Consider the following 24,996-nt stretch of genomic DNA (forward strand, 5'->3'; position numbering starts at 1 on the left):
AGAGAAGGAGGATAGAATCTTGAGGAAAATAAGGCTCAGCATCGCACAGAAACTAATTACTGCATTGGGAGTTCTAATGCTGACGTCTTATTCTTTGTTAGTTTCTTTCTATCTCACCAAGCTCTATCATACCAGCCTGGAGAAGGGCGAGCTGCTCGCGCAAAAGCAGTCTATACAATATATCGACCAATTCACTACTTCTATTAATACGAGTCTAGCATCTCTTACTACCATAAGAGATGCTTTGCTTCAAATGCGCTCGGATGGCGTGCAGAACCGTTCTTACGCCGTACATATGCTCGAAACCGTTGTCCGCAACAATCCGGATCTGATTGGCTGTTACACGGTGTGGGAGCCGGATGCCTTTGATCGGAAGGATGCGATGAACCGTTTGGCGAGCGGCTACGATGACGACAGCGGAAGGTTTGTTCCTTATATCGTGCGTACCAGCGACGGCTTAAAAGCAATCCCCACCGTAGATTACAACATGCTCAATGGGGATGGAGACTTTTATCAGGTCGTCAAGCAATCGAAGACATTCACCTTGTTTGATCCTTACCCCTACAACCTGAACGGCAAGGATATCGTCGTCACTTCTTTTATTCTTCCGATTCTCGATGAGAACGGACAGTTTCTCGGGATTGTCGGCGGCGATATCTCGCTTCAGACGGTGCAGGACAAGATCCGCAGCATCCGTCCGCTGGGCGGCCATGCAAGCATCATTACGTCCAATAACTATTATCTGGCTAACGGCGCTTATCCGGGCCTTGTCATGAAGCCTTATGAGATGTGGGAGGGCGGGGGCTCTATTAACAACTATAAGAAGAGCTTCTCCACTATCCAGTACACGCCGGACCGGCATGCGAGCGGTCAAATGTTCCGGATGCTGATTCCGATTCGGATTCAGGATTTTACGTGGCATTTCGAAATGGTCATACCAAAGGGCAATATGCTGACGCAGTATTATTCGTCGTTATGGAGCTCGATTCTGATAGCTGCCGCCACGGTTGTACTAATGTCTTTGCTGGCTTGGTTAATGCTTCAGAAAATTGTTCTGGAAAATATAAAAAAGGTCATTCAGGTTACTTCAGCCGTTGCGATCGGCAACGAGAAGCTGAAGCTTGATATCCGGTCGAACGACGAGTTCGAGACGATGGCCAATCATTTTAACCGGATGGTTGATTTCCGCAAGGAAGCCGAGCATCTGATCCAGCATCAGGCGACCCATGATCTGGTTACCGGGTTCCCCAACCGTTACGGCTATTCGCGGCATGTGGAGACAAAAACGGGCAGTAACGGTCAATTTGCTTTGCTGTACATCGATTTGGACCGTTTTAAGATTATTAACGAGACCCTGGACTATACGATGGGGGATATGCTCCTGAAGCAGGTTGGCAACCGGATCGTTCAAGTAATGGGTCAGTCCGGCCGGGTATTCCGGTTTGGGGGCGACGAGTTTGTCGTGCTTTTGGACGACATCAGCTATCTGGGACAAGCAACGGCAGCTGCGGCGCGGATTTTGAGCGTGATTGCAGAGCCCATCAAGATGAAGGGACGACTCTTCTATCTGACGGCGAGCATCGGGATGAGCGTTCATCAGGAATGGACGCCTGAGACTGGCGACCGTCTGGTGAAAGAATCCGATATTGCCTTGTATGTAGCGAAGAAGCAGCGCAATACGTACAAGCTGTATTCTCCCATGATGAACGATGTTCCGACCAAAGAGCTTATTTTGGAGAACAGTATGTTCGAAGCGCTGGAGTCCAATCAATTCATGCTTCATTATCAGCCGAAGCTGGAGATTCGGACGGGACGTATTTATGGGGTTGAAGCGCTGCTGCGCTGGAAGCATCCGGAGTTTGGGATGGTGTCCCCCCTAGAATTTATTCCGATTGCCGAGAAGACGGGCTTTATTATTTTGCTCGGGGAATGGGTGCTCCGGTCAGCCTGCCGGCAAGTGAAGCAGTGGGAGCAGATGGGGCTGGATTCGGTGCTTGTGAGCGTAAATATGTCCATGCTTCAGTTCCAGCAGAAAGACATTGTGTCCAGCATCAAATCGATTATTGAGGAAGCGGGTGTCCGGCCGGAGCAGATCGAGCTGGAGCTGACGGAATCGATCTTTATGGAAAATCCGGAGCATACGCTGCGAATTTTGCATGAGCTGCAGGGGCTCGGGTTAAAGCTGTCTCTTGACGATTTCGGAACGGGTTATTCCTCCTTAAGCTATCTGCAGAACATACCGATTCATTATTTGAAGCTGGATAAATCGTTTATCCGTGGGATTGTGACGGATATCCGCAAACAGATGATCTTCCGATCAATTATTGTTATTGCCCATAATCTCAATATGAAGGTTGTGACGGAAGGCGTGGAGACGGCGGAAGAGCTGCAGATTATAAAGGAGCATAATTGCGACCTGCTGCAGGGTTATTTGTTCAGTCCGCCGGTTGCGCCGGAACGCTTCGTTGAATTGTTCCGTTCTAACAAATTTCCGGAAGAATAAGGTGCAAAGGAAAGGGCGCTCCCCGTCATAATGACGAGGGAAGCGCCCTTTATGCATTAAATGGTCCATTGGGAATGAACGATGGCGCAAACGTACCAGGCGCCGTTATGCTGCTCGAGGACAAGAATCAGGCTTTCCCAATCCATGCCGCTAAGCTCCGGATCAAACCCGCTGAAGTAATAGTCGTAATAGGTGCTTCCCGGGTAAATTTCCCCGATATTGACCAGCGTATTGCCTCGGCCGAGTATTTCGTTATGACCGACTTTTTCGGCTTCCGCGAAATTTTTATCGTAGACGAATTTTTCGAAATAGTCTTTGAAAGTAAGGCTGATCGGTTCGCCGGAGCCGTCGTAGCTTCCCCATTTATACAGCTTTGAATCATCCCATGCGGGCAGCTCGCCTGCTTTAAAGGTTACAGCGGCATCTTTCTCGATATGACCGTAGGGAGAGAACAACAGCCCTTTCTCGGGATGGATATAGCTGGACAGCTTCTCTGTATCCTGCTGCTTTAGGGCATTCATAATAGCTTTTGCCGTTTCTTCGGCAGTTGGTGCCGGTGTCGGAGACGAAGATGGAATTGGCGTAGGCGCAAGTGAAGGTTCGGCCGAAGGCTCGGCGGTTTGGGATGCTGAGGGCATCGGTGACAACGTATTATCATTCCCTCCAAGACCTAAACATCCGCCAAGCACGAGCATGACGGCCAAAATACTTAATAGACGCCACATAAGCCTCACTCCGTTTCAGCGTATTTTATTATAGCTTTCCAGTTTTCTTACCCTATTAAACGGGAATCCAACCGGGATGTTGCACCTGATGTTTCTTTTCCGCTCTTATTGTTCAGCTAAAGATTAGGACGGTGGTTTTGGGCGGTCCTTCATGTACGCGGTTGGCGTTTTGCCGGTCTCGCGCTTAAAGATTCGCTGGAAGTAAGACAGGTCGCGGTAGCCGACGGATTCGGAAATTTCGCTTACCGTAAGAGTGGAGTCCACGAGCAGATAGATCGCTTTTTTCACCCGCGCTTTATGGACGTATTCGCTGATGGTTTGTCCGGTAACCCGCCGGAAAAGCGTAGCCGCGTAGTTCGGGCTTTTGCGGATATACTCGCCAAGCTCCTCCTTCGTAATTTTCTGCTGATAGTAGTTCATGATATAGCTTTTCATCCGTTCGACCTGCTGATGAGCGGCGGATGTGGCCGGCCCTTCATCAAGCTCTCTATTCCAGAGAGCCAGGCATTCGTATAAGATGGCTAGGCCAAGCACATCGGCATACAAATGCTTCTCCGTCCACTCGTTATGCATGGTTTTGATCCGTTCCAGGATCAGCTCGTACGCGCCGGTTCTCGATTTCACCCAATGATTGTTCTGCAGAAGCGGGAGCGGCGGAGTATCCGCGGTGAATTCAATGACGTATTTCTCATGGAACACGGTTGGCACACATTTGCCATAATACGATTGACAGGCCGGAATATATAACAGATCGCCTTTTTCCAAAATAATTTTCTCGTTGCCAACCCAGTATACGACTTTGCCGTAACTCGACAATACAAGCGTGGATGCGCCTTCCGGGCGAGCGCCGTTGTCGAACCAATCGGTCCCTCTGTCTTGTCTGACCTGCTGCAGCGTAAGCATGTTGACCTACATCCTCCAGTCGTTTAGAGTACTATATTTCTATAAGAGTACTATATTTCATAGTCGATTGGGAAGAAACGAGCTACAATAAGGTTATTCTTGTTTACCACAAATACAGACTTGTACAATCAGGAGGAATCAGCGACATTATGCGCAAGACGAAAATTGTTTGCACCATGGGACCGGCATGCGAATCGACGGAAGTATTAATTGACATGATTAATGCGGGGATGAACGTTGCCCGTTTGAATATGGCACACGGAGAGCTGGAGGATCATGCGGCACGTATTGCGCGTATTCGCGAAGCTGCTGCGGCTACGAACAGCATTGTTGCGATTTTGCTTGATATTAAAGGTCCGGAAGTGCGGATCGGCAAGCTGGAGGAGGCTTCCTACCTGCTGAAGGTTGGAGAGAAGCTGACGCTGACGACGGAAGAGATTATCGGTAACGGCGAACGGATTCACGTGAACTATGCGGAGCTGCCGCTGGTCGTGAACCCTGGCAATAAAATTTTGCTCGACGACGGCCTTATCGAACTGGAAGTTGCATCGGTTAACGGAACGGAAATCGAGTGCGTTATTTTGAACGGCGGCGTCATTAAAGCGAGAAAAGGCGTCAACCTGCCGGGTATCCGCACCACGCTTCCCGGGGTAACGGAACGCGATATCCGCCATATCCAGTTCGGCATCGAGCAGCAGATCGATATCATCGCTCCTTCCTTTGTGAGAAGAGCGGAAGACATTTTGCAAATCCGCGAGCTGCTTCATGACGGCGGCGCAGGGCATATCCAGATCATCTCGAAGATCGAGAATGAAGAAGGCGTCAATAACCTGGATTCGATCATCGAAGCATCGGACGGCATCATGGTTGCCCGCGGCGACCTTGGCGTAGAAGTACCGGCTTGGGACGTGCCGATGATTCAGCGCGAAATGATCGCGAAATGTAACACGGCCGGCAAAGTGGTTATCGTTGCGACGCAAATGCTGGATTCGATGCAGGTTAACCCACGCCCATCCCGCGCGGAAGTGAGCGACGTGGCGAACGCCGTCCTTCAAGGCACGGACGCGATTATGCTGTCGGGCGAGACGGCTGCAGGCAAGTATCCGGTAGAATCGGTCAGCATGATGGCTTCGATTGCGGTGAAGGCGGAATCCATGATGGATTACTTCGATGAGTTCCAACAGCGCCGTGGCGCTCAGCCAACTACGATTACGGAAGTAATTAGCCAAGCGGTCGTAAGCTCCTCTCTCGAGCTGAACGCAAAAGCGATCGTGACGCCAACGGAGAGTGGTTTCACGGCTCGCATGGTATCGAAATACCGTCCGAAATCGCCAATCATTGCGGTTGCTTCGGATGAGAAGGTTCTGCCTCGTCTGGCTGTTATGTGGGGCGTTATCCCGGTTAAGGGCGGCCGTCCTAAATCGACGGACGATATTTTTGAATCGGCCTTAACAAACGGCGGCAGCACGGGTCTTCTGGAGAAAGGCGACTACGTTGTTATCACGGCGGGTACGCCAACAGGCAAAGCCGGCGCCACCAATCTTGTGAAGATTGCTCAATACCGCCTATAATAGCGATATAAAGCGGTGAAGAACGCCCCTTGGATCATCTGCCAGCAGATGATTCCGAGGGGCGTTTTATTTTATAGCAAAAGGAGATTTGTTATGAATGGATTTGAAGCGGCGCATGTTGAGTGGTTGAAGAGACATTTGGCAAGTAGGACGGGTGAACGAAAAGGTAGGTTAGAAAGAGGGCATCAACATGCGGAGAAGCTGTTTTTAAAGCAGGTGTGGTGGCCATTGATGGGGACATTAGGGGATTTGCATCCGGAATATGAAATTCTCGATTGGCGGGGGAAACCGTATTATGCCGACATGGCTTGGCTGCCGGGGCACGTGAAATTTGTTTTTGAGATTAAGGGCTTTGGTCCGCATGTCGCGGATATGGACCGGAAGCGTTACTCGGAGGAGTTAAACCGCGAAACCTTTATGCAAGGTATTGGTATTAGAGTGGTTTCTTTTTCTTACGATGATGTTGCTCAGCGGCCGGATCTCTGCCAAACGTTGTTAAGACTTCTGTTGAGTCGTTACCAATCAGGCAAGAGTAAAGATCTGTCCAACCGAATCAGAAGGGAAATTATTTTGCTGGCTCATGAGAATGGGGGATCTGTTCGGCCGGCTGAGGTTGAGTGTCATTTGCAGTTGAATCATCGGACGGCGGTGCGGCATTTGCAGGCGTTGTGCGGACAGGGGAGGTTTCAGGCGTTGCTCTGTGATAACGGCAAATCGTCCAAAGTGATGAAATATAGCCTTTTGCAGGAAGGGGTTAATGAAATTGATCGTTGGTAGTGAATGTTATCCTGCAAAAGTGCAGCACCTTTGTTTGGTGGAGAGGAAGTTATAGAGGTGTAATGTAAAAGTGCAGGTGATTTTGACGGATGAAGGGTAATTCGGGTGAAACGGAGGCAATGAACTGCAGTATTGCATTCTAATGACCTATTATCTCCGCCTGCGGGGAATTTACATGTAGTTTTGCAGTAAATGCCGTTTAATTGCGGACCTGAACAAGGAAATGCAACTAAATAAGCCCCTTCCCGGTCGGGAAGGGGCTTATTGTATGTCCGCCTAGGCGTTGCTTACGGGAGTTGTTGTAGGGATGGGAGTTTCGCTGGCAGTCTCGCGGGTTTCCTTTGAAACTTCGCTTGTTTGCTCTGCAGGCTCTGCCGATTCCGCTGCTGACGCTGATGCGGCAGCCGAATGCTCCTGAACCGTTTCTTCTTCTGCGCTAGACGCAGCCGCTTCTGCGGCCGCCGCCTGGGCAGCTTTCTTCTTGCGATGTCTTTTCCGGAAGAACAGGAACAAGACAATCAAAGGGACGGCGATAGCGAACAGATAATAGGATGCGTTATGAACCATCTTTTCCGCCGCTTGGCCATAGAAGTAAATAAGTCCTCCTACCAGATAGAACTTTGCGGCTCTGCCTACAGCCGCGTACATAATAAGGCGCCATAACGGAAAGTTCAGCGCGCCTGATAAAATCGTAAATACTTTGAATGGAATAGGAGTGAAAGAACCGATCAGTACAGCGGTGTCTCCATTTTTCTGGAACATGTTGGTGGCAGATTCGACCCATTCCTTCTTAAGGATTTTGTACAGGATGGAATTGCCTAATAATTTGCCGATGAAATAGCCGATAGGGGTGCCTATCAAACAACCGATATATCCTACGGTAGCCAGCATAAACGCGTCATGCGGATTTACTAGGCTTAATGGAACCTGGAGGAATAAGGCCGGTATCGGAAAGATGATTGCATCAATCATAGAATGAACGAACAAACCCCAGGGGCCAAATTTCATTAGGAAGTCTACAATGTCTTGGAGCATGAAAATGGCACACACCTCTCTACGCATGGAAAGCCGTAGTTAATTATACGATAGTTTAGGACTTAGGTTTCACTTTTTTTCTGGTCACGAAAGAAATATAAGTAAATTTCCTTTTTTGGACGGCTTTTACTTCCGTCATTCCGTCTCCATTGCTCCTCGATTCCCTTTTGTTCATTTCATGTTATTACTATGTAAGTTTTTATAACAACAAAATCTACTAAAATTTCTCAAGTAAACAGGAAAAATGAAGAAAAAACTAGATAAATGCTGATGTTAACGCTTAACTGCCTTGTAATGGTGTTTGTTAATATATGTGACATAAAATAGACTTATAGATGTTCGACATAAATAGATAAAATAGGGAGGAAGACAAATCATGACAAACGTTGTAAGAGGTGTGTTGGGTAAGAGATTTGTTGTACTGCTTGTGCTGCTTTCCATGGCGGCAGGAACGGTCGGAATCGTTGTTTCGAGGAACTTGGCGAATGCTGCCGAACCCGTGCAGCTTCCAACGTTCAACATTCCGCCTGTCTCGGCTGAATTCGAGGCTTCGGAGAAACCGAATGTCCTTGTTATCGCTACCGGGGGCACGATCGCGGGAGCGGCGAGAGACAAGGACAAAACAAACTTCCAGAACTATGCGGCAGGTACCTACACGATGGCGGACATGGTGTCGCAGCTGCCGGTACATAAAACCGCGGACGTATCTACTTTCCAATTCGGCAATAAAGGCTCAGGCAGCTATACGATAAAAGATTTATATGATCTCTCCCTGGCGGTTGATACCGCTCTTGCGGACTACGACAGCGTAGTTGTCACGACGGGTACCGACACGATGGAGGAAATTGCATATTTCCTGGATCTGACGGTCCGCAGCGAAAAGCCTGTAGTCGTTACGGGGGCGATGAGACCTTGGGACGTAATCGGAACGGATGCTCCGGCTAACTTGTACCAAGCGATCAAAGTGGCAAGCAGCAATAAAACAAAGTGGTTTGGCACCGTATTGATGCTTAACGACGTGATCTACGCGGCGCGCGAAGTAACGAAGACAAACGCGCATCGTCTGGATACGTTTGATGCCCCGATGTTTGGTGCGCTTGGCTATGTAGACGATCCGGCTGTACGGATTTACCGCGCGCCTGCAAGAGCGATCAAAGCCGGCACGGAACAATGGGCAACCCCGTTTGATCTGAAAACGATCTCGAAGGACAGCCTTCCGATTGTCGAAATCGCGTACAGCTATCAAGAAGCTGGCGGCGGCGCGATCCGTGGATTCGTGGAAGACGGCGCGAAAGGGATTGTAACGGCGGGAACCGGCGCTGGCGGCATCTCTTCGAAGATGAGTCAAGCTCGTTCGGCAGCCATTCAAAAAGGCGTAGTATTTGTGACGACAACCCGGACAGGCTCCGGTACGATGTACGACAGCGGAACGGGCTCAACGATCGGCGGGGATAACCTGAATGCGGCGCATGCCCGCATGCTGCTTCTGCTTTCGTTGGCGTTCACAAGCGACCTGCCGACCATCCATTCCTGGTTCCAATCGTTTGGTACGGGAGATGTTGAAATTTCGGTAGACGAGAATACGGTTTTGAAAACGTCGATCGAAGAAGAACCGGTCGTGGAAGAGCCTGTGGTGGAGGTACCCGCGTCGGAAGCGCCTTCGGTTGAACCATCCGCCGAGCCTGCAGCGACGGAGCCTGCAGAATCCGCACCTGCGACAGAAGAGCCTGTTGGCGCGCATTAAACAGGATTCTTACACGAAGGGAGGGTAACCGGATATGACTGTCATCACCAATAATCGTATGCTGCGGAGATTTCTTTCTCCTCTGCTGATCCTAGCGCTGCTCTCCGGATTTATGGGGTATGCGCGCGCGGCGGAAGAAGCGGTTCCGCAGCTTCCTGCTTTTGATATACCCGCCTTATCGGCGGAATCGCAAGCATCGCCGCTTCCTAATATTATGGTCGTTGCAACCGGCGGCACAATTGCCGGCGCGGCATCGCAAGGCGATAAAACGAACTTCCAGAACTATGCGGCTGGCACCTACAAAATGGCGGATATGGTCGCGCAGCTTCCAAAGCATAAAAATGCCGACGTATCTACTTTCCAATTCGGCAATAAAGGCTCGGGCGGCTATTCGATGAAGGATCTCTACGATCTGTCCCTGGCCGTCGACCAAGCACTTGAGGTTTACGATGGCGTTGTAGTTACTACGGGCACGGATACGATGGAGGAGATCGCTTATTTCCTTGATTTGACGGTGCGCAGCGAGAAGCCGGTTGTAGTGACCGGAGCAATGCGGCCATGGGATGTTATCGGAACCGACGGCCCGGCAAACCTTTATCAGGCGATTAAGGTGGCAGCCAGCAATAAGACCAAATGGTACGGCACGGTTATTATGCTGAACGACGTCATTCAGGCAGCGCGCGAAGTAACCAAGTCGAACGCTCATCGCCTGGATACCTTTGATACTCCGATGTTCGGGGCGCTTGGTTATGTCGATGATCCAGCCGTTCGGATGTACCGGCTGAATGCCCGGGCTTTGAAAGCGGGAACGCCGGAATGGTCGACACCGTTTGATCTGCGGACGATCTCGAAGGATGATTTGCCGCTGGTCGAGATTGCCTACAGCTACCAGGAAGCGGGTGGCGGAGCGATTCGCGCCCTGGTCGAAGACGGGGCTAAAGGGATTGTTACTGCCGGAACGGGAGCGGGAGGCATTTCCTCGAAGATGAGCCAAGCGCGCAGCGCGGCGATTCAGAAGGGCGTTATCTTTGTTACGACAACCCGGACAGGCTCGGGCACGATGACCGGCAGCGGCAACGGCATTATTGCCGGGGATAACCTAAACCCGCAGCATGCCCGCATGATGCTTCTTCTGTCGCTGGCCTTTTCCAAAGATTTTAATACAATAAAAGATTGGTTTGAGACGGTTGGGGCACAGGATATCGTGATGAATGACGCGGCTCCGCCGGTATGGCCGGCAAATGCGGCGCTTACCTCGGATGCTCAAACGACGGACAGCATTGCTATCGGCTGGCCTCAGGCAACCGATACTACCCGTGTGGCTGGATACGCGATCTATAAAGGTTCGGAAGAGGAGCCGATCGCGAAGGTTGCTTCCTCCGTCAGAACGTATACCGCAAAAGGTCTTTCTTCCAATACGTCTTATACCTTTACGGTCAAAGCTTTTGACGATAAAGGAAATGAGAGCGTTGGCCTGACAGGCGTATTCAAAACGGGCTCAACCGGCTCCGGATCAGGCGGAGGTGGAACAGTTACTCCTCCAAGCAGCAACGAACTAACCGTTCCTTCCGGCGGATCCGGCGAGTTGAGCGTCTTTGACAACAGCCTTACGGTGAAGGTTCCAAGCGGCGCGTCCAAGGAGCAGCTTATCATCTCCATTCAAAAGCTGACGCAGGCCGGCGGTCTTATCGATGCGGACGATGTGCTGCTGTCTTCGATATTCGAAGTGGTCAAAAATAAAGCGGGCAGCTTCCTTGTCCCTGTCACGTTGACCTTCAAATTTGATGCCTCGCTGGTCAAGGAAGGCAAGAAGCCGTCAGTCTTCTATTATGATGAAGCGAAGAAGCAATGGATCGAGATGGGCGGAACGGTTAACGGCAGCACGATTTCCGTAGCAACCGACCATTTCACCAAGTTTGCCGTATTCGCGGTAGATGCGGGACCTGCCGTACCGGAATTCACCGACATTGCCGGACATTGGGCGGCAGCTTCGATCAGGAGCGCGGTAGCGGCCGGTATCGTGAATGGCTACAGCGACGGCACCTTTAAGCCGGAGCTTACCGTAACCCGGGAAGAGTTTATCGCGATGCTGATGCGCGCGCTTAAACCTGCTGAGCCGGGAGCGGACTTGACTTTCAAGGATAATGCTTCCATCGGCGCATGGGCGAAAGCTGCCGTTGCGCAAGCGGTCAGCGCCGGAATAACAAGCGGTTATCCGGACGGAACGTTTAAGCCGGGCAGCAAGATCAGCCGCGCCGAGATGGTCGTGATGATCGCGAAGGCTCTCAAGCTGACAACGGCGGAAGATGCCGAGACGGGCTTCTCCGACAATGCCGATATCCCGGCATGGGCAAGAGGCGCGGTGAAAGCCGTGGCGGACAAAGGCATTGTCCAAGGCCGCCTGAACAATCGTTTTGTTCCTGCCGGAACGGCGACCAGAGCGGAAGCCATTACGGTTATCGTGAAGCTGCTGGATACGAAATAAGATGCGATAAAAGCTGCTCTGCAGGGTTCAATCGGCCTTGCGGGGCAGCTTTTTCGAATTATTTTTCATACAAGCTCCAGCTTGTCAAACTAGTCCGCATAATCGGCCAAGTCCCCTCATAGACATGTTACCAGTGGGAAAAACATTGTGAAGAGGGGATGATTGTAATGCGTCGCATGACATGGGCAGCGGCAATCTTGTTAGTGTTTTCACTCGTACTTAGCGCATGCGGGAAGAAGGACGCCGAGTCCGTGGTCAAGGAGCTCGACAAGGTTGTCAGCAACATGGAGAGCTACCAAGGGACAGGCACAATGAAGCTTCATACGGGTCAGCAGGAATTGACGTACAACGTTGAAGTTTCTTACCAGAAGCCCCATTATTACCGCATTAAATTGACGAATGCAGAGAAGGATATTACACAAATTGTTCTGCGCAACGATGACGGCGTGTTTGTTCTTACGCCGCGTCTGAACAAAGTGTTCCGCTTCCAAAGCGACTGGCCGCAAAATCAAGGGCAGGTATATCTCTATCAAACGCTGATTCAAAGCATACTGACAGACAACTCGCGCCAGTTCGCGGTTGACGATAAATCCTACGTCTTTGATGTCATGGCTAACTATAATAACGGCACGCTCGCCAGACAAAAAATTTGGCTGAACAAATCGGATTACAAGCCGGTTCAGGTTCAAGTCAGCGATGCGAATGCATCCGTGATGGTACAGGTAGACTTTACGAGCTTCGAATTTGGTCCAAGCTTTGATAAAACAACGTTTGAGACGGAAGCTAACATGAAGTCTTCGCCTTCGAGCGGCGGCACAAGCGATCAGCCGACAATCGCGGATCCGGATCAAACGGATGCGAACGGCAGCGCAAACGGTACTTCCGAAGACAGCAAGGATGCCGTAACGCCGGATAAATCCACGGATTCGAAAGACGACAGCAAGGCTGATGGCAAAACGGATGATAAAGCAACAAAAGATGACGACAAAAACGCGGCGGCGGAAGACGAAGAGGATGCCGACGACACGGCAGCTAATCCGCAGGCGGATGCGGCAACCGATCTCCAAATTATGGTGCCGACAAATCTTCCGGAAGGCGTCGTGATGAAGGATAGCATGGATATCGTATTTGGCGGCTTGCCTGGCGTTGTATCGCGCTATACGGGTACTTACGACTTCTCGCTGATCCAGACTCAGCCTAAAGACATGGCGGCTACGTACTCGGGCGGCACATTCCTTGATCTCGGGTTTACGATTGGCGAATTGACCGGCGGAGACGATCAGAAGACGCTCACATGGATCGTGGACGGCACCGAGCTTCGTTTGACAAGCAGTACGCTTCCTGAGACGGAAATGATCCGAATTGCCCAATCCGTTCAAGTGGATTCGACTAAATAAACACTTCAAAAGCGGAGCTGGGGAAATTTTTTTCCAAGACGTGCTATCCGATTAAGGCCGCCATTTCATTGACAGCCCAAGCGACAACGTATAACATTAATCCTATTGATGTTTACAGTTGCTCGGGATTGCTCGGGGCTGCCGAATGAGGAGAAGGTGAACCGACTTGGAATCGTATTACCGCCCGACGAGGGTAGAAATTTCGCTTGATGCGCTGAACCGTAACCTGCATGCATTCCGCAGCGCTATGCCTGAGGGGCGATTGCTGATGGCTTCGGTCAAAGCGAACGCTTACGGGCATGGCGCGGTGGAAATTGCCCGCGAAGCAGAGCGGTTCGGCGTTGATTATTTGGGCGTAGCCTTTCTGGATGAAGCGCTCCAGCTTCGTCATGCCGGGATTGCTACCCCAATTCTCGTGCTTGGATTCGTTCCGGCGGATGCACTCGCTATCGCGCGCGACAAGGATATAACCATCGCATTGTTCCGAGAGGATATCTTGGAAGCGGCAGCAGCTCTTCCGGCTCATGCCGACGGCAAGAAGCTTAAGGCTCATATTAAGATTGATTCCGGAATGGGACGTCTTGGGATTATCGGCAAGGATGAAGCGATTGCTTTTATCGGCAAGGCGCTTGATGTTCCTCAACTAGAAATAGAGGGCATGTTCACTCACTACGCCAAAGCGGACGAGACGGACAAAAGCTATACCCGCCAGCAATATGAGCGTTTTCATGCTGTTGCGGAGTACGTGCGCAGCAATCAGCTCCCGATTCGTATCCTTCATGCAGCCAACAGCGCAGCGGGCATTGATACGCCGGAATACGGCGGCGACATGGTTCGCCTTGGGATCAGCATGTACGGTCTGTATCCTTCGGATGAAGTAAGCCGCGAGCGGATCAAGCTTGAACCCGTGCTTTCGCTCAAGTCGGAAGTAGTCATGGTGAAGAAGGCGCCTCCCGGCTGGGGAATCAGTTACGGTACCCGTTACGTGACAAAGCAGGAAGAATGCATTGGCACGCTGCCAATCGGTTATGCCGACGGCTTCAGCCGGATGCTGACCGGCAAAGCCCATGTGCTTGTACGGGGAGTGAAAGTGCCTGTGCGGGGAACGATCTGCATGGATCAATGCATGATTGCTTTGGATCCCGCGTCAGCGGATACAGCCGTAGAGCCGGGCGAAGAAGTTGTGCTGATCGGGCGGCAAGGCGAGGAAGAAATATCGGCGGATGAGCTAGCGGTGCAGCTTGGAACGATCAACTACGAAGTAACCTGCATGCTGGCAGCCCGCGTGCCCCGCGTCTATGTAAGAGACGGACAGGTGACAGCGGTATCGAATCCGCTCGTTTTAGGTTAGGAATTATTTTCTAATCGCAACTTTTCGCGAAAATAGAGGATTTCCGTTGTCGATCGCGAATTAGTTAAATCAAATTTGGATATGCTCGGAGATGCAGTAAAATCATGCAGCATATTTGATATACGCATAACATAGCTATGATAAAGTATAGTGACAGCGAATTAATGCAATAATGAATATTAATGGTTTTGGAAAAGTTTTGGGGGTGCTAGTTCGGTGGCCAATATGCAGAACACCAAGAGGATCATGATCAGCTTGCCGGATCAATTGCTGGAGGAGGTCGACGGCATCGTCGCCAAGGAAAATTCCAACCGCAGCGAGTTTATTCGGCAGGCCATGAAGCTGTATCTTGTGGAACGAAAAAAACGGCAGATCCGTGAGTCCATGCAGCGTGGGTATCTGGAAATGGCGAAGATCAACTTGAACATGGCCTCCGAAGCTTTTCAAGCGGAGGAAGAAGCCGATCATACGTTAGGCCGTCTCGTAAGCGGGGTGTAGAGGTTGATCGTAAAACGCGGAGATGTGTTTTTTGCGGATTTGTCACCAGTCGTCGGATCGGAACAGGGCGGAGTAAGACCCGTATTAGTCATTCAGAATGATATCGGCAACCGCTTCAGTCCGACGGTTATCGTCGCGGCCATTACGGCGCAAATCCAGAAAGCCAAATTGCCTACGCACGTTGAAATGGAAGCGGCGGCTCACGGCTTCGACAGAGACTCCGTCGTGCTGCTTGAGCAGATTAGGACGATCGACAAGCAGCGTTTAACCGACAAGATCACCCACCTGGACGATGAAACGATGCGTAAAGTGGACGATGCTCTGCTGATCAGCGTTGGATTAATCGATTTTTAAACGCAGGGATTGAACAAGGATAGCCATGTGCTGTCCTTGTTTTTTTGCGTGATTCGTCGCATAATAGCGAATTTTTGGAAATTTTGAAAAAAATCTATAGACAACTATTTAATAAATTTGCTATTATATGGTCAATTGGTTGTTAAATTACATATACGTGCACGGCTTAGCGAAGAACGCTAGCAGATCAGCCTTATTAAGGCTACTGCTGCGTTCTTTTTTTTTCGCCGTGGATTAGAGAGGGGAGAGTCGATGAACAGAAGGAGAAATGCAGGCATTGGGCTGCTTGCCGCCATGTTGTCCGGGGTTCTGGTGTATGGCCTGTTCCAGCTGCAGAAGCTGCAGGTTACCCGCGAGGAAACAGTGGAAGTTGTTGTAGCCAAGCAGTTTGTGGAAGCAGGCAGGCGGTTAACGGAAGCGGATGTCGCATACAAACGCATTCCGCGCGAAGGCTACGAGCAGGAAATGCTTGTTGACGCCAAGCTGGCGGTAGGCATGGAGACTGTTATTCCGCTAGGGACAAACGAGCCGATTCTGGGCTGGAAAATCGATAAGTATCATCTGCTGCCTACGGGGATGGAGTCGACCTTTCAAATTCCGCGCGATTACGTTCGCTCCATCTCCAACGGCATTCGCGCCGGCGATAAGGTAACCGTCTATTTATCAGGCGAGAATGAGCCCTCCAGGCGGATATTTGATTCGCTTGTGACGGTTGCGTCGGTGAAATCCTCAAGCAACGTAGAAATTGACAATATGAAGGATCCGAATCTGCTGTCGCTTGCGGAAGGGGATAAGGAACGGATGTATGCCTCCCGGCGCGATGCGAACGGGATGATCGAATACATTAATTTGAATCTGACGGAATCGCAGTGGCTTCAGATCGACGGTTATTGCAAGGACGGTCTTCATAAGCTGGTTATCGCCTACAGTCCGGAATCCCTTAGCCTGGAGGAGGAGCATACGTGAATGCGATAACGTCGCCTTTGATTACCTTTGTCGGGACTACGCCGAATATTGGCACGACCTCGGCCGCCTTTGCCGCAGCGTTTCGAATGGCGGAAGCAAGCGGCAGACAGATTGGTTATTTATGTCTTCACCTAAAAAGCGCAAAGCTTCACCGGTATTTGGGCATCGCCGAGCCGGTCGTGACGCTGGACAAGCTGAGGCCGGAGCTGAAGTCCGGATCCTTAACGCCGGATAAGCTGCAGCGCGCGGTGCAGCCGGTCAGAGGAATGCCGAATCTGCATGTGTTGTTCGGCAATATGCTGAGGGACCAGGCGGAGTTTTATTCGCCGGAGGAGATGGAGCATTTGCTGGAGATCGCCGGGCAGACGTTCTCCATGGTTGTTATTGACGTAGGAGCTTATTGGGATAACGCGGCTACAATATGCGCTCTGCGTGAGGCGGATACGCGCATTATCGTCACTACCGATGCATTATCCCACTTTCAGGAAGACGGAAAACGCTGGATTTCGCAAGTATCGCCGCTGTTTGGGCTATCAACGGAACAATACCATACGGTTGTCATTTACTCGCCATGGAGCACAGGAGGATATCGCATGAAGGATATTTGCAAAGAAATGGGCACATCGAAACTTGGAGAATTACGGTTTGGTCATCAATTCTATGCGCAGCTGGACAGCGGTCATTACGGGCAGTGGCTGAAGGAGGATCCTGCAGGCAAGCTAGCCATGCAGGAGAGCGCGGAACAGTTGATGGACCGTCATCATATACGCAGGGTAACGCCAACGCTTGCCGTGCAGCCTTGGTACCGCAAGCTGCTAGCCCATCGCAACGGTGTAGGCTCTTGAATTCGGGGACAAGCAAGTTTTCACCGTCGGATTATTCCGCGCGGCTGAGGCTGGATCAATCCGTGGTCACGGATCCTTTGGACAGAGGGGAAACTTCAGGACGAGGAGCGGATTTTGGAAGGCTGGCCGAGGAGATCAGGTCCTATCTGGCAGCCCCGAGAGGGCTGACGGAGGAAGAACGCCGGCAGTACAGCGAGACCTTGAACAGGGCCGTGCTTGGCTTTGCTCCGGAAAGGGAACAGGTGCTGGCGATTATAGCCGATAGGCTGATCCGTCTTCGCATTCATCAATTGGACGGCTATAAACATCCCTACGCGACGCTTGCCGAAGCCTTGTTCGCGGAGGTAATCGGACTTAACGTGCTTGAGCTTGTACTGGCCAGGAGGGACGGTCTCGAAGAGATTCAAGTTGTCGGCTCACAGATTTATGAAGTAAGGGACGGTCACACGATGCTGTCTTCCTATCGCTTCGATCATGAGCGGGACGTGGAGAGGATTCAGCAGAACCTGGTGCTGTACAACAATGACCGCATCAATCCGCGGAAGCGGTGGGCGGAAGTTATGCTGAGGGACGGCTCGCGCGTCACGATGACCGGCTTTGGGTTTACGTCGAAGCCAACGCTTACGATTCGTTTTTTTACGGTGCGCAGCTTCAGTCTGGAAGCTTTATGCTCCGCTCCGTACCATACGTTGAGCACGGCTATGAGAAATATGCTGCTGGATGTGCTTGAAGCGCGGTTTAATCTGGTCATAATCGGCCCAACCAACTCGGGCAAGACGCATCTTATGAAGGCTCTGATCGCTGAGCTTCCGGATGAAGAACGAATCGTCACGATCGAAGGAAGGTTCGAGATGATGCTCGGGAGGGATTTTCCCATGAAAAATACGGTTGAATACGAAGCGGACGAGGATGATCCGCAGCACCGGGCCGAGCAGGCGTTCAAGCTGGCCCTCCGCCAATCCCCGCAGCGCATCGTGCATGCCGAGATCCGCGATATGGATGCCAATATTTATGTAAGGGCATGTACGAGAGGGCACTCCGGCAGTATGACCACGGTGCATGCCAATACGCTGGAGGATGTGCCGGAAGCTATCACCGATATGTGCATGCTGGACGGACGCGGCATGAATCCGGAGCGTTTGACGAAGAGGATTGCGGAATACGTTACCCAAGTGGGAATTGAGATGCGTTATTTGGGCGGCAGGCGGGTTATTGCACGAATCGGTGAGCTGAGCTGGGCGAATAACGAGGTGATAGTTCGGGATTGGGCCCGATTTGATGAACCAAGCGGGCAGTGGGTATATCCCGAGAAGCCCTCGCCTAAAGCAAAGGCGCGCCTTTCCGAGAGGGGCTGGCAGACTTGATTAAGCTGTCTATCGCCGCGGCGGCTCTCCTGCTCTTCAGCTTATGGTTTATTTCTTTGTCCAGCTTGCTGCTTGTCTGGACGGAACGCCAGGAGCGGAGGGACAGACTGACGTATCCGGCGAGGAACCGTCTTTGCTATCGGCTGACCGAAAAGCTGAAAAGATTCGAACGGGTATACCGCCATTTGTCGGAGCTGCTTGAGACGCTGCAGCTTAAGCTGAAGCCATCCGGTCTTGTCATCGGGTCCTTGCTTCTCCTGCTTGCCGGGGTTGCCGTTGGCGGATTCTTTTTTCAGAGCATAAAGGGGACGCTGCTATTCGGTCTTGTTGTCGGCTGTCTGCCCTATACGATCCTGCGGGCCATGCTTGTGCAGAGACAGCTGCAGCTGCAGATGGATTTTTTGCCGGCTATCGAGCTGTTCTATCAATGTTATTTGGTAACGGGCGGCCGGCAGGTTCGAACGGCTTTGCAGCGCACGGTGGAAGAGAGGAGGCTGCTTGGCCCCATGCAGTCGGTGTTCGAACAGCTGTACCGGAATCTGTCGGTTCGCGGTGACGACGAGGCCAGCCTGCGCATTTTTTCGGCTGCGCTTGGCCATGTGTGGGGTGACTACTTCGTCAATATTATGCGGGTAGCCTTAGCCGAGGGCTCGCCTATCGCGGAAAGCCTGAAGGAGCTGCTGGGAGATATGCGCAAGGCGCGGCGGGCGAACGAGCAGGAGCGAAATAAATTGCTGGAGATCCGGATTGCCAACTTTACGCCGGTCCTGTTCCTCGCATTTTATATCGGCATCAATGTCCGCTACAACCGGGAGAACTCCTATTACTACTACCTGATCGACCCGCAGGGAAGGGACATGCTTCTTAACGCCATTGTTCTTATCTTCGCTTCTTTCCTGATGGGACTGTGGCTGTCGCGCAAAAAGATGTAGAAGGGAGGTTTGCTGGCCTTTGGAGTCGTTTATCCGTCTGCTTATTGCTGCCGGGGAGTTTTTGTTTGGCTTCCTGGGCGTTTATATGATTCTTCAATCCATTCCCCGAAGGAAGCCGAGATGGTTCCATCTGGACGCCTTGAACTGGCGGACGGATGAAATGCCGGACAAGTGGCTCCATCTGCTCCGTTTATCGCGGGAGAGTGAAGCTTTCATTGAACGGGCTAGCCTTCTCGCAGGCTGCGGAGTTACCGCGGATGCTGCTTGGTACTCGGCTGCAAGAAGAATCTTGCTTTTTCTGCTTCCCGCAATGGCTATTCTTTACGGTGGCTTGTCTATCGAACGGGGAGCATGGCTGTGCTACACGTTTGTGCTTGCGGGGGTCGCGCTCTTGTATTGGGATTTGCCTTGGTTGCGATCTTTCCGAAGACTTCGCGCCCAAAGGATTACGAAGGAAGTTTATTTCATGAGCAACCAGCTGCTGTACCTGTCCGAATCGGCCCTTCATATCCATACCAAGCTGACCCGTTGCATCCCGTATACCCGGACGCTGCGCGGGGACCTCGAACGGCTGCTTGCCGAATGGTATCACGATGCGGAGCAGGCGCTTCGCAGGTTCAAGCACCGGATCGGCACGGATGACGGCATGAGCTTTGTGGAGACGATTGATTCGCTGCGGCTTCACGAGAGCCCGGAATATTACAGGCTTCTACGCGAGCGCATTCAGGATTACAAGGAGAAGCTGGAGCTTGCCAAAGAAAGCCGGAAGGAATCCACTTCTTACTTTCTGTTTATCATTGCGGGGATCCCGATTCTGTATACCTTTCAGATTTTTATTTACCCCTGGGTGCAGGAGGGGCGGAAGCTGTTTGAATCTTTGGGATGAACGCTCGTCCGCCAATTGCTCAGAGGTGAAAAGATGCTATGAAGGAGGTGAATCAAGATGCGCAATATTTTAATGACCGTTATGCTGCTTGTTGTCGTCATTATCCTGTTCAACAACATTATTGCCAACGATACAACGGGAACAAGCAAGCAGATTCAGACACAAGGCAGCTCGGCTAACACAAAGATCGGCTCCATGTTATCAACGGGATCGAACTAAGGGGGATCAGCGATGAGAGCTCTGCTAATAGCGATGCTGCTTTTGGTAACCGTCATTTTGCTCTATACGGGAATTACCGGGGGCGAAGGCGGCACGAAACGGCAGGTGGAACGTTCCGGAGCCGCTATCGGCGCCTATATCCGGCAGATGAGCCCATGAGAAATATATTGGTATTCGTGTTGTTTGCCGCTATGGTGTGCTGGATCATGTTCTCTCCTATCTATAAGCATGTGCTGATTGCAAGGCAAGCGGTCTTGCAGCAGGAGACCGATTATTTGCTGGAGGTTGGCGCCAGCGGAAGCTATGGTTACATCGATGCCGTTATGATGGAGCAGTCGAGGGAGCGGCTTACCGCTTTCGGGCTCAAGCCGGAGCTTGTCGAATTTGAAGTGACGGCGGATAACGGCCTGGCCGCGACTGATCCGGCCTCTCCGCTTCCAAGGGGCACCGGGATCAGGCTGAAGATGAGCTATCCGTATGAGAACCTATTCGAGATCGACCGGTTGATTGGACTGGAGCCTATCGCGGTAGGCAGCCGCATGCGGACGTTTGGAATGAAGATGAGCGAGTACATGCCGTAAGGCGTGGTCAAGGAGATGCCATGTATAAGCTGATGTTGATCGTTTTAATGATGACGGTTTGGGTATCGGTGCATTTTTTGCAAACGGATGAGGAAATGGCGATGAAGCTGCTCTATCAGGGGAAGCATGCGCTTAACCGTGCTGCCCATGCAGCCTCGCAGCAGCTGGATCCCTCGTCAATGGCCGAGGGGGTTCTGCGGATTGCTCCGGAAGCGGCGGAAGCGGCCGCGGCTGCTTACCTGCAGGCGAACCTGCAGCTTGATGCGCAAGGGAGTCCGCTGCCGAATTCCCCTCTTCGCGAGCGGGTGAATGTGCTTGTATTCGAAGTCATAAATAATGATCGCAGCTTCCCTTATACGTACAGGAACGATCAATACGATTACGAGGCTACTCTCCAAAGGCCTGGCGTCGTCCTTATTATCCATGTCGTTTACCCGCGCGCGTTTACGATCCTGGGCCCGATCGAATGGGATATTAAAGGCGTATCGGAGCTGACGGTGAGGTAGCCATTACAAGGCCGGTTTGAAGGATAATTCTTTTAAGGGGGCCAGAACGAAGCGATTCCATACGCTTCCTGTTGACGATCCATCATAAAATTGATCTAATAAAGGGGGAATATGGAAGTTAGGAGTTGGCTTCGAATGGAGATTAAAAAAGACGTTTCCGAGGAAGTTGTGCGGGAAAGAATAGCCAAGCTGCAGGAAGCGATGCGCGCCTCGGCGATGGACGGGTTTCTTCTGACCCAAAACATAGATCTTTATTATTACACCGGCTCCATGCAGAACGGATATGCCTTTATTCCGTCTCATGGAGAACCGGTTTTCTTTGTGAAAAGGAGCCTTGAGCGGGCTAAGCTCGAGAGCGGCATTTCCGTTAAGGAGCTTGGGGCCTTCCGTTTGTTTGGCGAGACGCTGGCGCGGGAATATCCTCAAGTATTTAAAGCCGGTACGGGGAAGCCGGCTGCTGTAGCGGCAGACCTGGATGTGCTCCCCGCCCAAACCTATCTGAAGCTTTCCGGATTGCTGCAGGCCGCCGGTGCGGGTCCGATTGTTGACGGTTCGGCCATCATTAGAAAACAACGGATGATTAAATCCACGCTTGAGATTAGCCGGTTCGAATCGGCCGCCGCCGTTGTTGACGAGGCGCTGAACGAGGCGCTTAATTTCCTGAAGCCTGGCGTAACGGAATTGGAATGGATGGCACGCGTTGAATACGAGCTGCGTATAAGAGGGCATATAGGACTCATGAGGATGCGGGGTTATAACCAGGAAATTGCGACGGGTATGTTTATCGCCGGATCTGCCGCGGCTGTTCCTACGTATTTCGATGGTCCTGCAGGCGGGCTTGGTCTTGGCGCGACATCGCCGCAAAGCGTCAGCCGCAAAGCGATTGAACGGAATGAACCTATTCTGATGGATATCGGCTGCTGTATCGACGGTTACGTGATTGACCAGACCCGTACCGCTGTAATAGGAGAACTGCCGGAAAAGCTGGCTCATGCCTATAACGTATCCGAAGCCATTATCCGTGAAGCGGAGAACGGAATGGTGCAGGGGGCGATCTGCTCGGCTCTCTATGCGAGAGCTCTCGAACAGGCGGAAGACGCGGGACTCTCCCCGCATTTTATGGGCTATGGCGCTGACCAGGCCAAGTTCCTTGGGCATGGAATCGGGCTTGAGATCGACGAATGGCCGGTTCTAGCCAAAGGCTTTGATATTCCGCTGGAAGCGGGAATGGTGATCGCCGTTGAACCGAAATTTACGTTTCCCGGTGATGGAGTAGTTGGCATAGAGAACAGCTATTTGATTACGGACGGCCGCCCTCGGGCTTTGACATTTACCAGAGAAGGACTAATCAAACTGCCATAAACAGGTATGCCAAGGGGGCTTTGCTGGAATGGACCGCTTATTATCGAAAAGGCTTCACCGGGATTACATCACCGTGTACCGAATAAGCTCGCTTATTACTCATCTTGTGCTTTACGTGATTGTTATTGCCTATTTAACGTTTGCGGCCTGGAAGCATTGGACTTACATTCCCGGCCTTATCGGGCTGGCGGCGGTAAGTTTGTCTGCGGTGCTGTTTGTATGGTTTTTCCCCGAGGTCAAATACCGGCGTTTTCAATACGAGTTGTTTGACGAGGAGCTGGAGATCAAATCCGGGCTTATCGTCATTCGCAATGTACTTGTTCCGATGGTGCGCGTCCAGCATGTGGAGCTGGAGAGCGGACCTCTCATGCGTAAATACGAGCTTGCCAGCGTGGCGGTCGTAACCGCGGCAACCACGCACCGGATCAGCGGCCTCAAGCAAAGCGAAGCGCATTTTCTGAAGAGGCGGATCGGCCAGCTTGCGAAAGTAGATGATCAGGATGATTAAGCGAAACAAGCCGCGCAGGCTGCATCCGATTTATATTCTGTTTCCGCTGTTTAACACGGTGAAAGGGCTGCTGCCGCTTATCATCATTACCTTGCTGCAAGGCGTGAACTGGTCGGGAGTAAACGGGTATGTTTATCTAGGCATTCTGGCTGCCGTAACCCTGCTTATGTTTCTCGGCTTATTCGGCTGGCGCAAATATTCCTTTACCGTGGAGGATGACCGGATCGTCATCCGCAAAGGGATCCTGTTCAGAGACGAGAAAACAATCTACTTCGGCCGGATTCATTCGGTTAACCTCGAGCAGCCCATTCTGCAGCGGCTATTTGGCGTCACGCAGGTCAAGATCGAAACGCCCGGCGGCAACAAGAAGGCTGACGGAATTCTCGCGGCTCTCACCGAGAAGGATGCAAGACAGCTGCAGAAGCTTCTGCTTGCGCCTCATGTCCAGTCTGCGGAGTCTGTCGCACGGCAGCTTCCGGTTCTCCCTAACTACCGGTTAACCACGGGCCAGCTGCTGCTTGCTGCCGCGACCTCCCTTAATTTCGGTCTGGTTGTTGCTTTTATCGCGGGGATCATTTCCTTGGCGGATGATTTCATTAACGAGCTGGCACCCAACCTTTATTCCACGTTATACAAGGAATCAACCAGCGTAGATCCAAGCTATACCGTTATCGCGGTTATCGCGGTATGCGGGCTTGCCGTTGCATGGCTGCTATCCCTTGTTTTGTACGTCATCAAGTTTGCCGGGTTTACCGCAAACAAACAGGATGATCAAATCTCGATCTCCTACGGCCTCCTCGAGAAAAAAGTGCATCACTTTGATGCCCGCAAGGTGCAGGCGGTTATCGTGGCGGAAGGGCTTCTTCATCAGTGGATCGGATTTGCCCAAATTCAATTGCAGGTCATCTCTTCGGATAAAACGGAGCGTTTGATGCTGCATCCGTTTATTCCCAGAGCTTCTCTTCAATCCATTTTGACCTGCTTTGTGCCGCAGTTTACGGCCGCAGAGATTAAGGCGGCTGCCCCGAAGCGGGCTTTTTTCGACTACGTTTGGAAAGGGCAGCTTGTTATGATTCTCCTATGCGCCGTCTTCATCTACTTTTTCCATACCCATGGGCTATGGTCTCTTATTCTGCTTCCCCTTGCCGCAGCCTGGAGCTGGAGCTGCCTTTCGGCGGCGGGCATGAACTTGGAGGACGGGCAGTTAACCCTCCGCAAGAGGAGTCTGACGAGAATGACCTATTACATGCGCAGGCCTCAAATTGTCTCCATGGCTACAAGGCGGACGAGTGGACAGCAGAAAAGACGGCTTCTGACGATCTCGGCGCATGTGCTAGGCAGCCTTCAGGCTTACCGCGTCTACTGTCTCGAGCGGGAGGATGTCGAGAGGGTATGGCGCTGGTACAGCCGGCATCAATCCGGAAAATAAGAAAGGGCAGTTCTCTGTCCTCTCCGTAATTGGACACCGCTATTATTTTTTAGTA

At 51.6% G+C, this 24,996-nt stretch carries 24 protein-coding genes; 21 read left to right on the plus strand and 3 right to left on the minus strand.

What is annotated here, in order from left to right:
- The first annotated feature begins 76 nt into the window (after positions 1–76).
- Positions 77–2,503, plus strand: coding sequence for an EAL domain-containing protein (locus ACR9FF_RS05555; RefSeq protein WP_435169593.1), 2,427 nt, complete (start codon positions 77–79; stop codon positions 2,501–2,503).
- A gap of 56 nt (positions 2,504–2,559) precedes the next feature.
- Here the strand turns inward: ACR9FF_RS05555 and ACR9FF_RS05560 are convergent, their stop codons facing one another.
- A complete protein-coding gene (locus ACR9FF_RS05560; RefSeq protein WP_435169595.1) occupies positions 2,560–3,228 on the minus strand; it encodes a PT domain-containing protein in 669 nt (222 codons plus the stop codon).
- 123 nt (positions 3,229–3,351) lie between these two features.
- Positions 3,352–4,131, minus strand: coding sequence for a helix-turn-helix domain-containing protein (locus tag ACR9FF_RS05565; RefSeq protein ID WP_435169597.1), 780 nt, complete (start codon positions 4,129–4,131; stop codon positions 3,352–3,354).
- A gap of 149 nt (positions 4,132–4,280) precedes the next feature.
- Here ACR9FF_RS05565 and pyk point away from each other — a divergent pair, with 149 nt between their 5' ends.
- On the plus strand, positions 4,281–5,702 hold the full coding sequence (gene pyk / locus ACR9FF_RS05570) for a pyruvate kinase (protein ID WP_435169599.1): 1,422 nt from the start codon (positions 4,281–4,283) through the stop codon (positions 5,700–5,702).
- Between the two features lie 93 nt (positions 5,703–5,795).
- Complete coding sequence (locus ACR9FF_RS05575; RefSeq protein ID WP_435169601.1) at positions 5,796–6,479, plus strand: hypothetical protein; 684 nt, start codon at positions 5,796–5,798, stop codon at positions 6,477–6,479.
- A 276-nt stretch (positions 6,480–6,755) separates the two neighbouring features.
- Here ACR9FF_RS05575 and ACR9FF_RS05580 read toward each other — a convergent pair whose 3' ends face one another.
- Positions 6,756–7,514, minus strand: a complete 759-nt coding sequence (locus tag ACR9FF_RS05580; RefSeq protein ID WP_127498668.1) for a YqaA family protein — start codon at positions 7,512–7,514, stop codon at positions 6,756–6,758.
- Positions 7,515–7,890: 376 nt separating this feature from the next.
- Here ACR9FF_RS05580 and ACR9FF_RS05585 point away from each other — a divergent pair, with 376 nt between their 5' ends.
- The 18 genes from ACR9FF_RS05585 to ACR9FF_RS05670 all read left to right on the plus strand — a co-directional run bounded on the left by ACR9FF_RS05585 (position 7,891) and on the right by ACR9FF_RS05670 (position 24,941).
- A complete protein-coding gene (locus ACR9FF_RS05585; protein ID WP_435169603.1) occupies positions 7,891–9,258 on the plus strand; it encodes an asparaginase in 1,368 nt (455 codons plus the stop codon).
- Between the two features lie 34 nt (positions 9,259–9,292).
- Positions 9,293–11,743: an asparaginase domain-containing protein gene (locus tag ACR9FF_RS05590; protein ID WP_435169605.1), complete on the plus strand. Its 2,451-nt coding sequence runs from the start codon at positions 9,293–9,295 to the stop codon at positions 11,741–11,743.
- A gap of 167 nt (positions 11,744–11,910) precedes the next feature.
- Positions 11,911–13,140, plus strand: coding sequence for a LolA family protein (locus ACR9FF_RS05595; protein ID WP_201008399.1), 1,230 nt, complete (start codon positions 11,911–11,913; stop codon positions 13,138–13,140).
- A gap of 166 nt (positions 13,141–13,306) precedes the next feature.
- A complete protein-coding gene (gene alr, locus ACR9FF_RS05600; RefSeq protein ID WP_127498660.1) occupies positions 13,307–14,491 on the plus strand; it encodes an alanine racemase in 1,185 nt (394 codons plus the stop codon).
- Between the two features lie 216 nt (positions 14,492–14,707).
- Positions 14,708–14,989 carry a CopG family ribbon-helix-helix protein gene (locus ACR9FF_RS05605; protein ID WP_041613299.1) on the plus strand — a complete coding sequence of 94 codons (282 nt, stop codon included), beginning with the start codon at positions 14,708–14,710 and terminating at the stop codon, positions 14,987–14,989.
- 3 nt (positions 14,990–14,992) lie between these two features.
- Complete coding sequence (locus ACR9FF_RS05610) at positions 14,993–15,343, plus strand: type II toxin-antitoxin system PemK/MazF family toxin (protein WP_015842701.1); 351 nt, start codon at positions 14,993–14,995, stop codon at positions 15,341–15,343.
- Positions 15,344–15,595: 252 nt separating this feature from the next.
- The gene (locus ACR9FF_RS05615; RefSeq protein ID WP_116393722.1) at positions 15,596–16,309 is read left to right on the plus strand and encodes an SAF domain-containing protein; all 714 of its coding nucleotides are present in this window, start codon (positions 15,596–15,598) and stop codon (positions 16,307–16,309) included.
- The gene (locus ACR9FF_RS05620) at positions 16,306–17,154 is read left to right on the plus strand and encodes a hypothetical protein (RefSeq protein ID WP_201008397.1); all 849 of its coding nucleotides are present in this window, start codon (positions 16,306–16,308) and stop codon (positions 17,152–17,154) included. Before ACR9FF_RS05615 ends, ACR9FF_RS05620 begins: the two co-directional genes overlap by 4 nt.
- Entirely contained in the window at positions 17,151–18,518 is a 1,368-nt protein-coding gene (locus tag ACR9FF_RS05625; protein ID WP_435169610.1) for an ATPase, T2SS/T4P/T4SS family, read from the plus strand. The genes ACR9FF_RS05620 and ACR9FF_RS05625 overlap by 4 nt, the downstream gene beginning before the upstream one ends.
- Entirely contained in the window at positions 18,515–19,450 is a 936-nt protein-coding gene (locus ACR9FF_RS05630) for a type II secretion system F family protein (RefSeq protein ID WP_435169612.1), read from the plus strand. Before ACR9FF_RS05625 ends, ACR9FF_RS05630 begins: the two co-directional genes overlap by 4 nt.
- A 19-nt stretch (positions 19,451–19,469) precedes the next feature.
- A complete protein-coding gene (locus tag ACR9FF_RS05635; RefSeq protein ID WP_435169614.1) occupies positions 19,470–20,336 on the plus strand; it encodes a hypothetical protein in 867 nt (288 codons plus the stop codon).
- 57 nt (positions 20,337–20,393) lie between these two features.
- Positions 20,394–20,555 (plus strand): hypothetical protein, encoded by a 162-nt coding sequence (locus ACR9FF_RS05640; protein ID WP_015842707.1) that lies wholly within the window; start codon positions 20,394–20,396, stop codon positions 20,553–20,555.
- Positions 20,556–20,567: 12 nt separating this feature from the next.
- Positions 20,568–20,714 carry a hypothetical protein gene (locus ACR9FF_RS05645; protein ID WP_162862746.1) on the plus strand — a complete coding sequence of 49 codons (147 nt, stop codon included), beginning with the start codon at positions 20,568–20,570 and terminating at the stop codon, positions 20,712–20,714.
- Positions 20,711–21,136, plus strand: a complete 426-nt coding sequence (locus ACR9FF_RS05650) for a hypothetical protein (RefSeq protein ID WP_435169616.1) — start codon at positions 20,711–20,713, stop codon at positions 21,134–21,136. Before ACR9FF_RS05645 ends, ACR9FF_RS05650 begins: the two co-directional genes overlap by 4 nt.
- 20 nt (positions 21,137–21,156) lie before the next feature.
- On the plus strand, positions 21,157–21,642 hold the full coding sequence (locus ACR9FF_RS05655; protein WP_435169618.1) for a hypothetical protein: 486 nt from the start codon (positions 21,157–21,159) through the stop codon (positions 21,640–21,642).
- 135 nt (positions 21,643–21,777) lie between these two features.
- Positions 21,778–23,004, plus strand: coding sequence for a M24 family metallopeptidase (locus tag ACR9FF_RS05660; RefSeq protein ID WP_435169620.1), 1,227 nt, complete (start codon positions 21,778–21,780; stop codon positions 23,002–23,004).
- A 28-nt stretch (positions 23,005–23,032) separates the two neighbouring features.
- Positions 23,033–23,512: a PH domain-containing protein gene (locus ACR9FF_RS05665; protein ID WP_116393730.1), complete on the plus strand. Its 480-nt coding sequence runs from the start codon at positions 23,033–23,035 to the stop codon at positions 23,510–23,512.
- Entirely contained in the window at positions 23,505–24,941 is a 1,437-nt protein-coding gene (locus ACR9FF_RS05670) for a PH domain-containing protein (RefSeq protein ID WP_435169623.1), read from the plus strand. The genes ACR9FF_RS05665 and ACR9FF_RS05670 overlap by 8 nt, the downstream gene beginning before the upstream one ends.
- The last annotated feature ends 55 nt before the right edge of the window (positions 24,942–24,996 follow it).

The organism is Paenibacillus glycanilyticus (assembly GCF_051200795.1).
In the GTDB taxonomy this organism is placed as follows: Bacteria; Bacillota; Bacilli; order Paenibacillales; family Paenibacillaceae; genus Pristimantibacillus; species Pristimantibacillus glycanilyticus.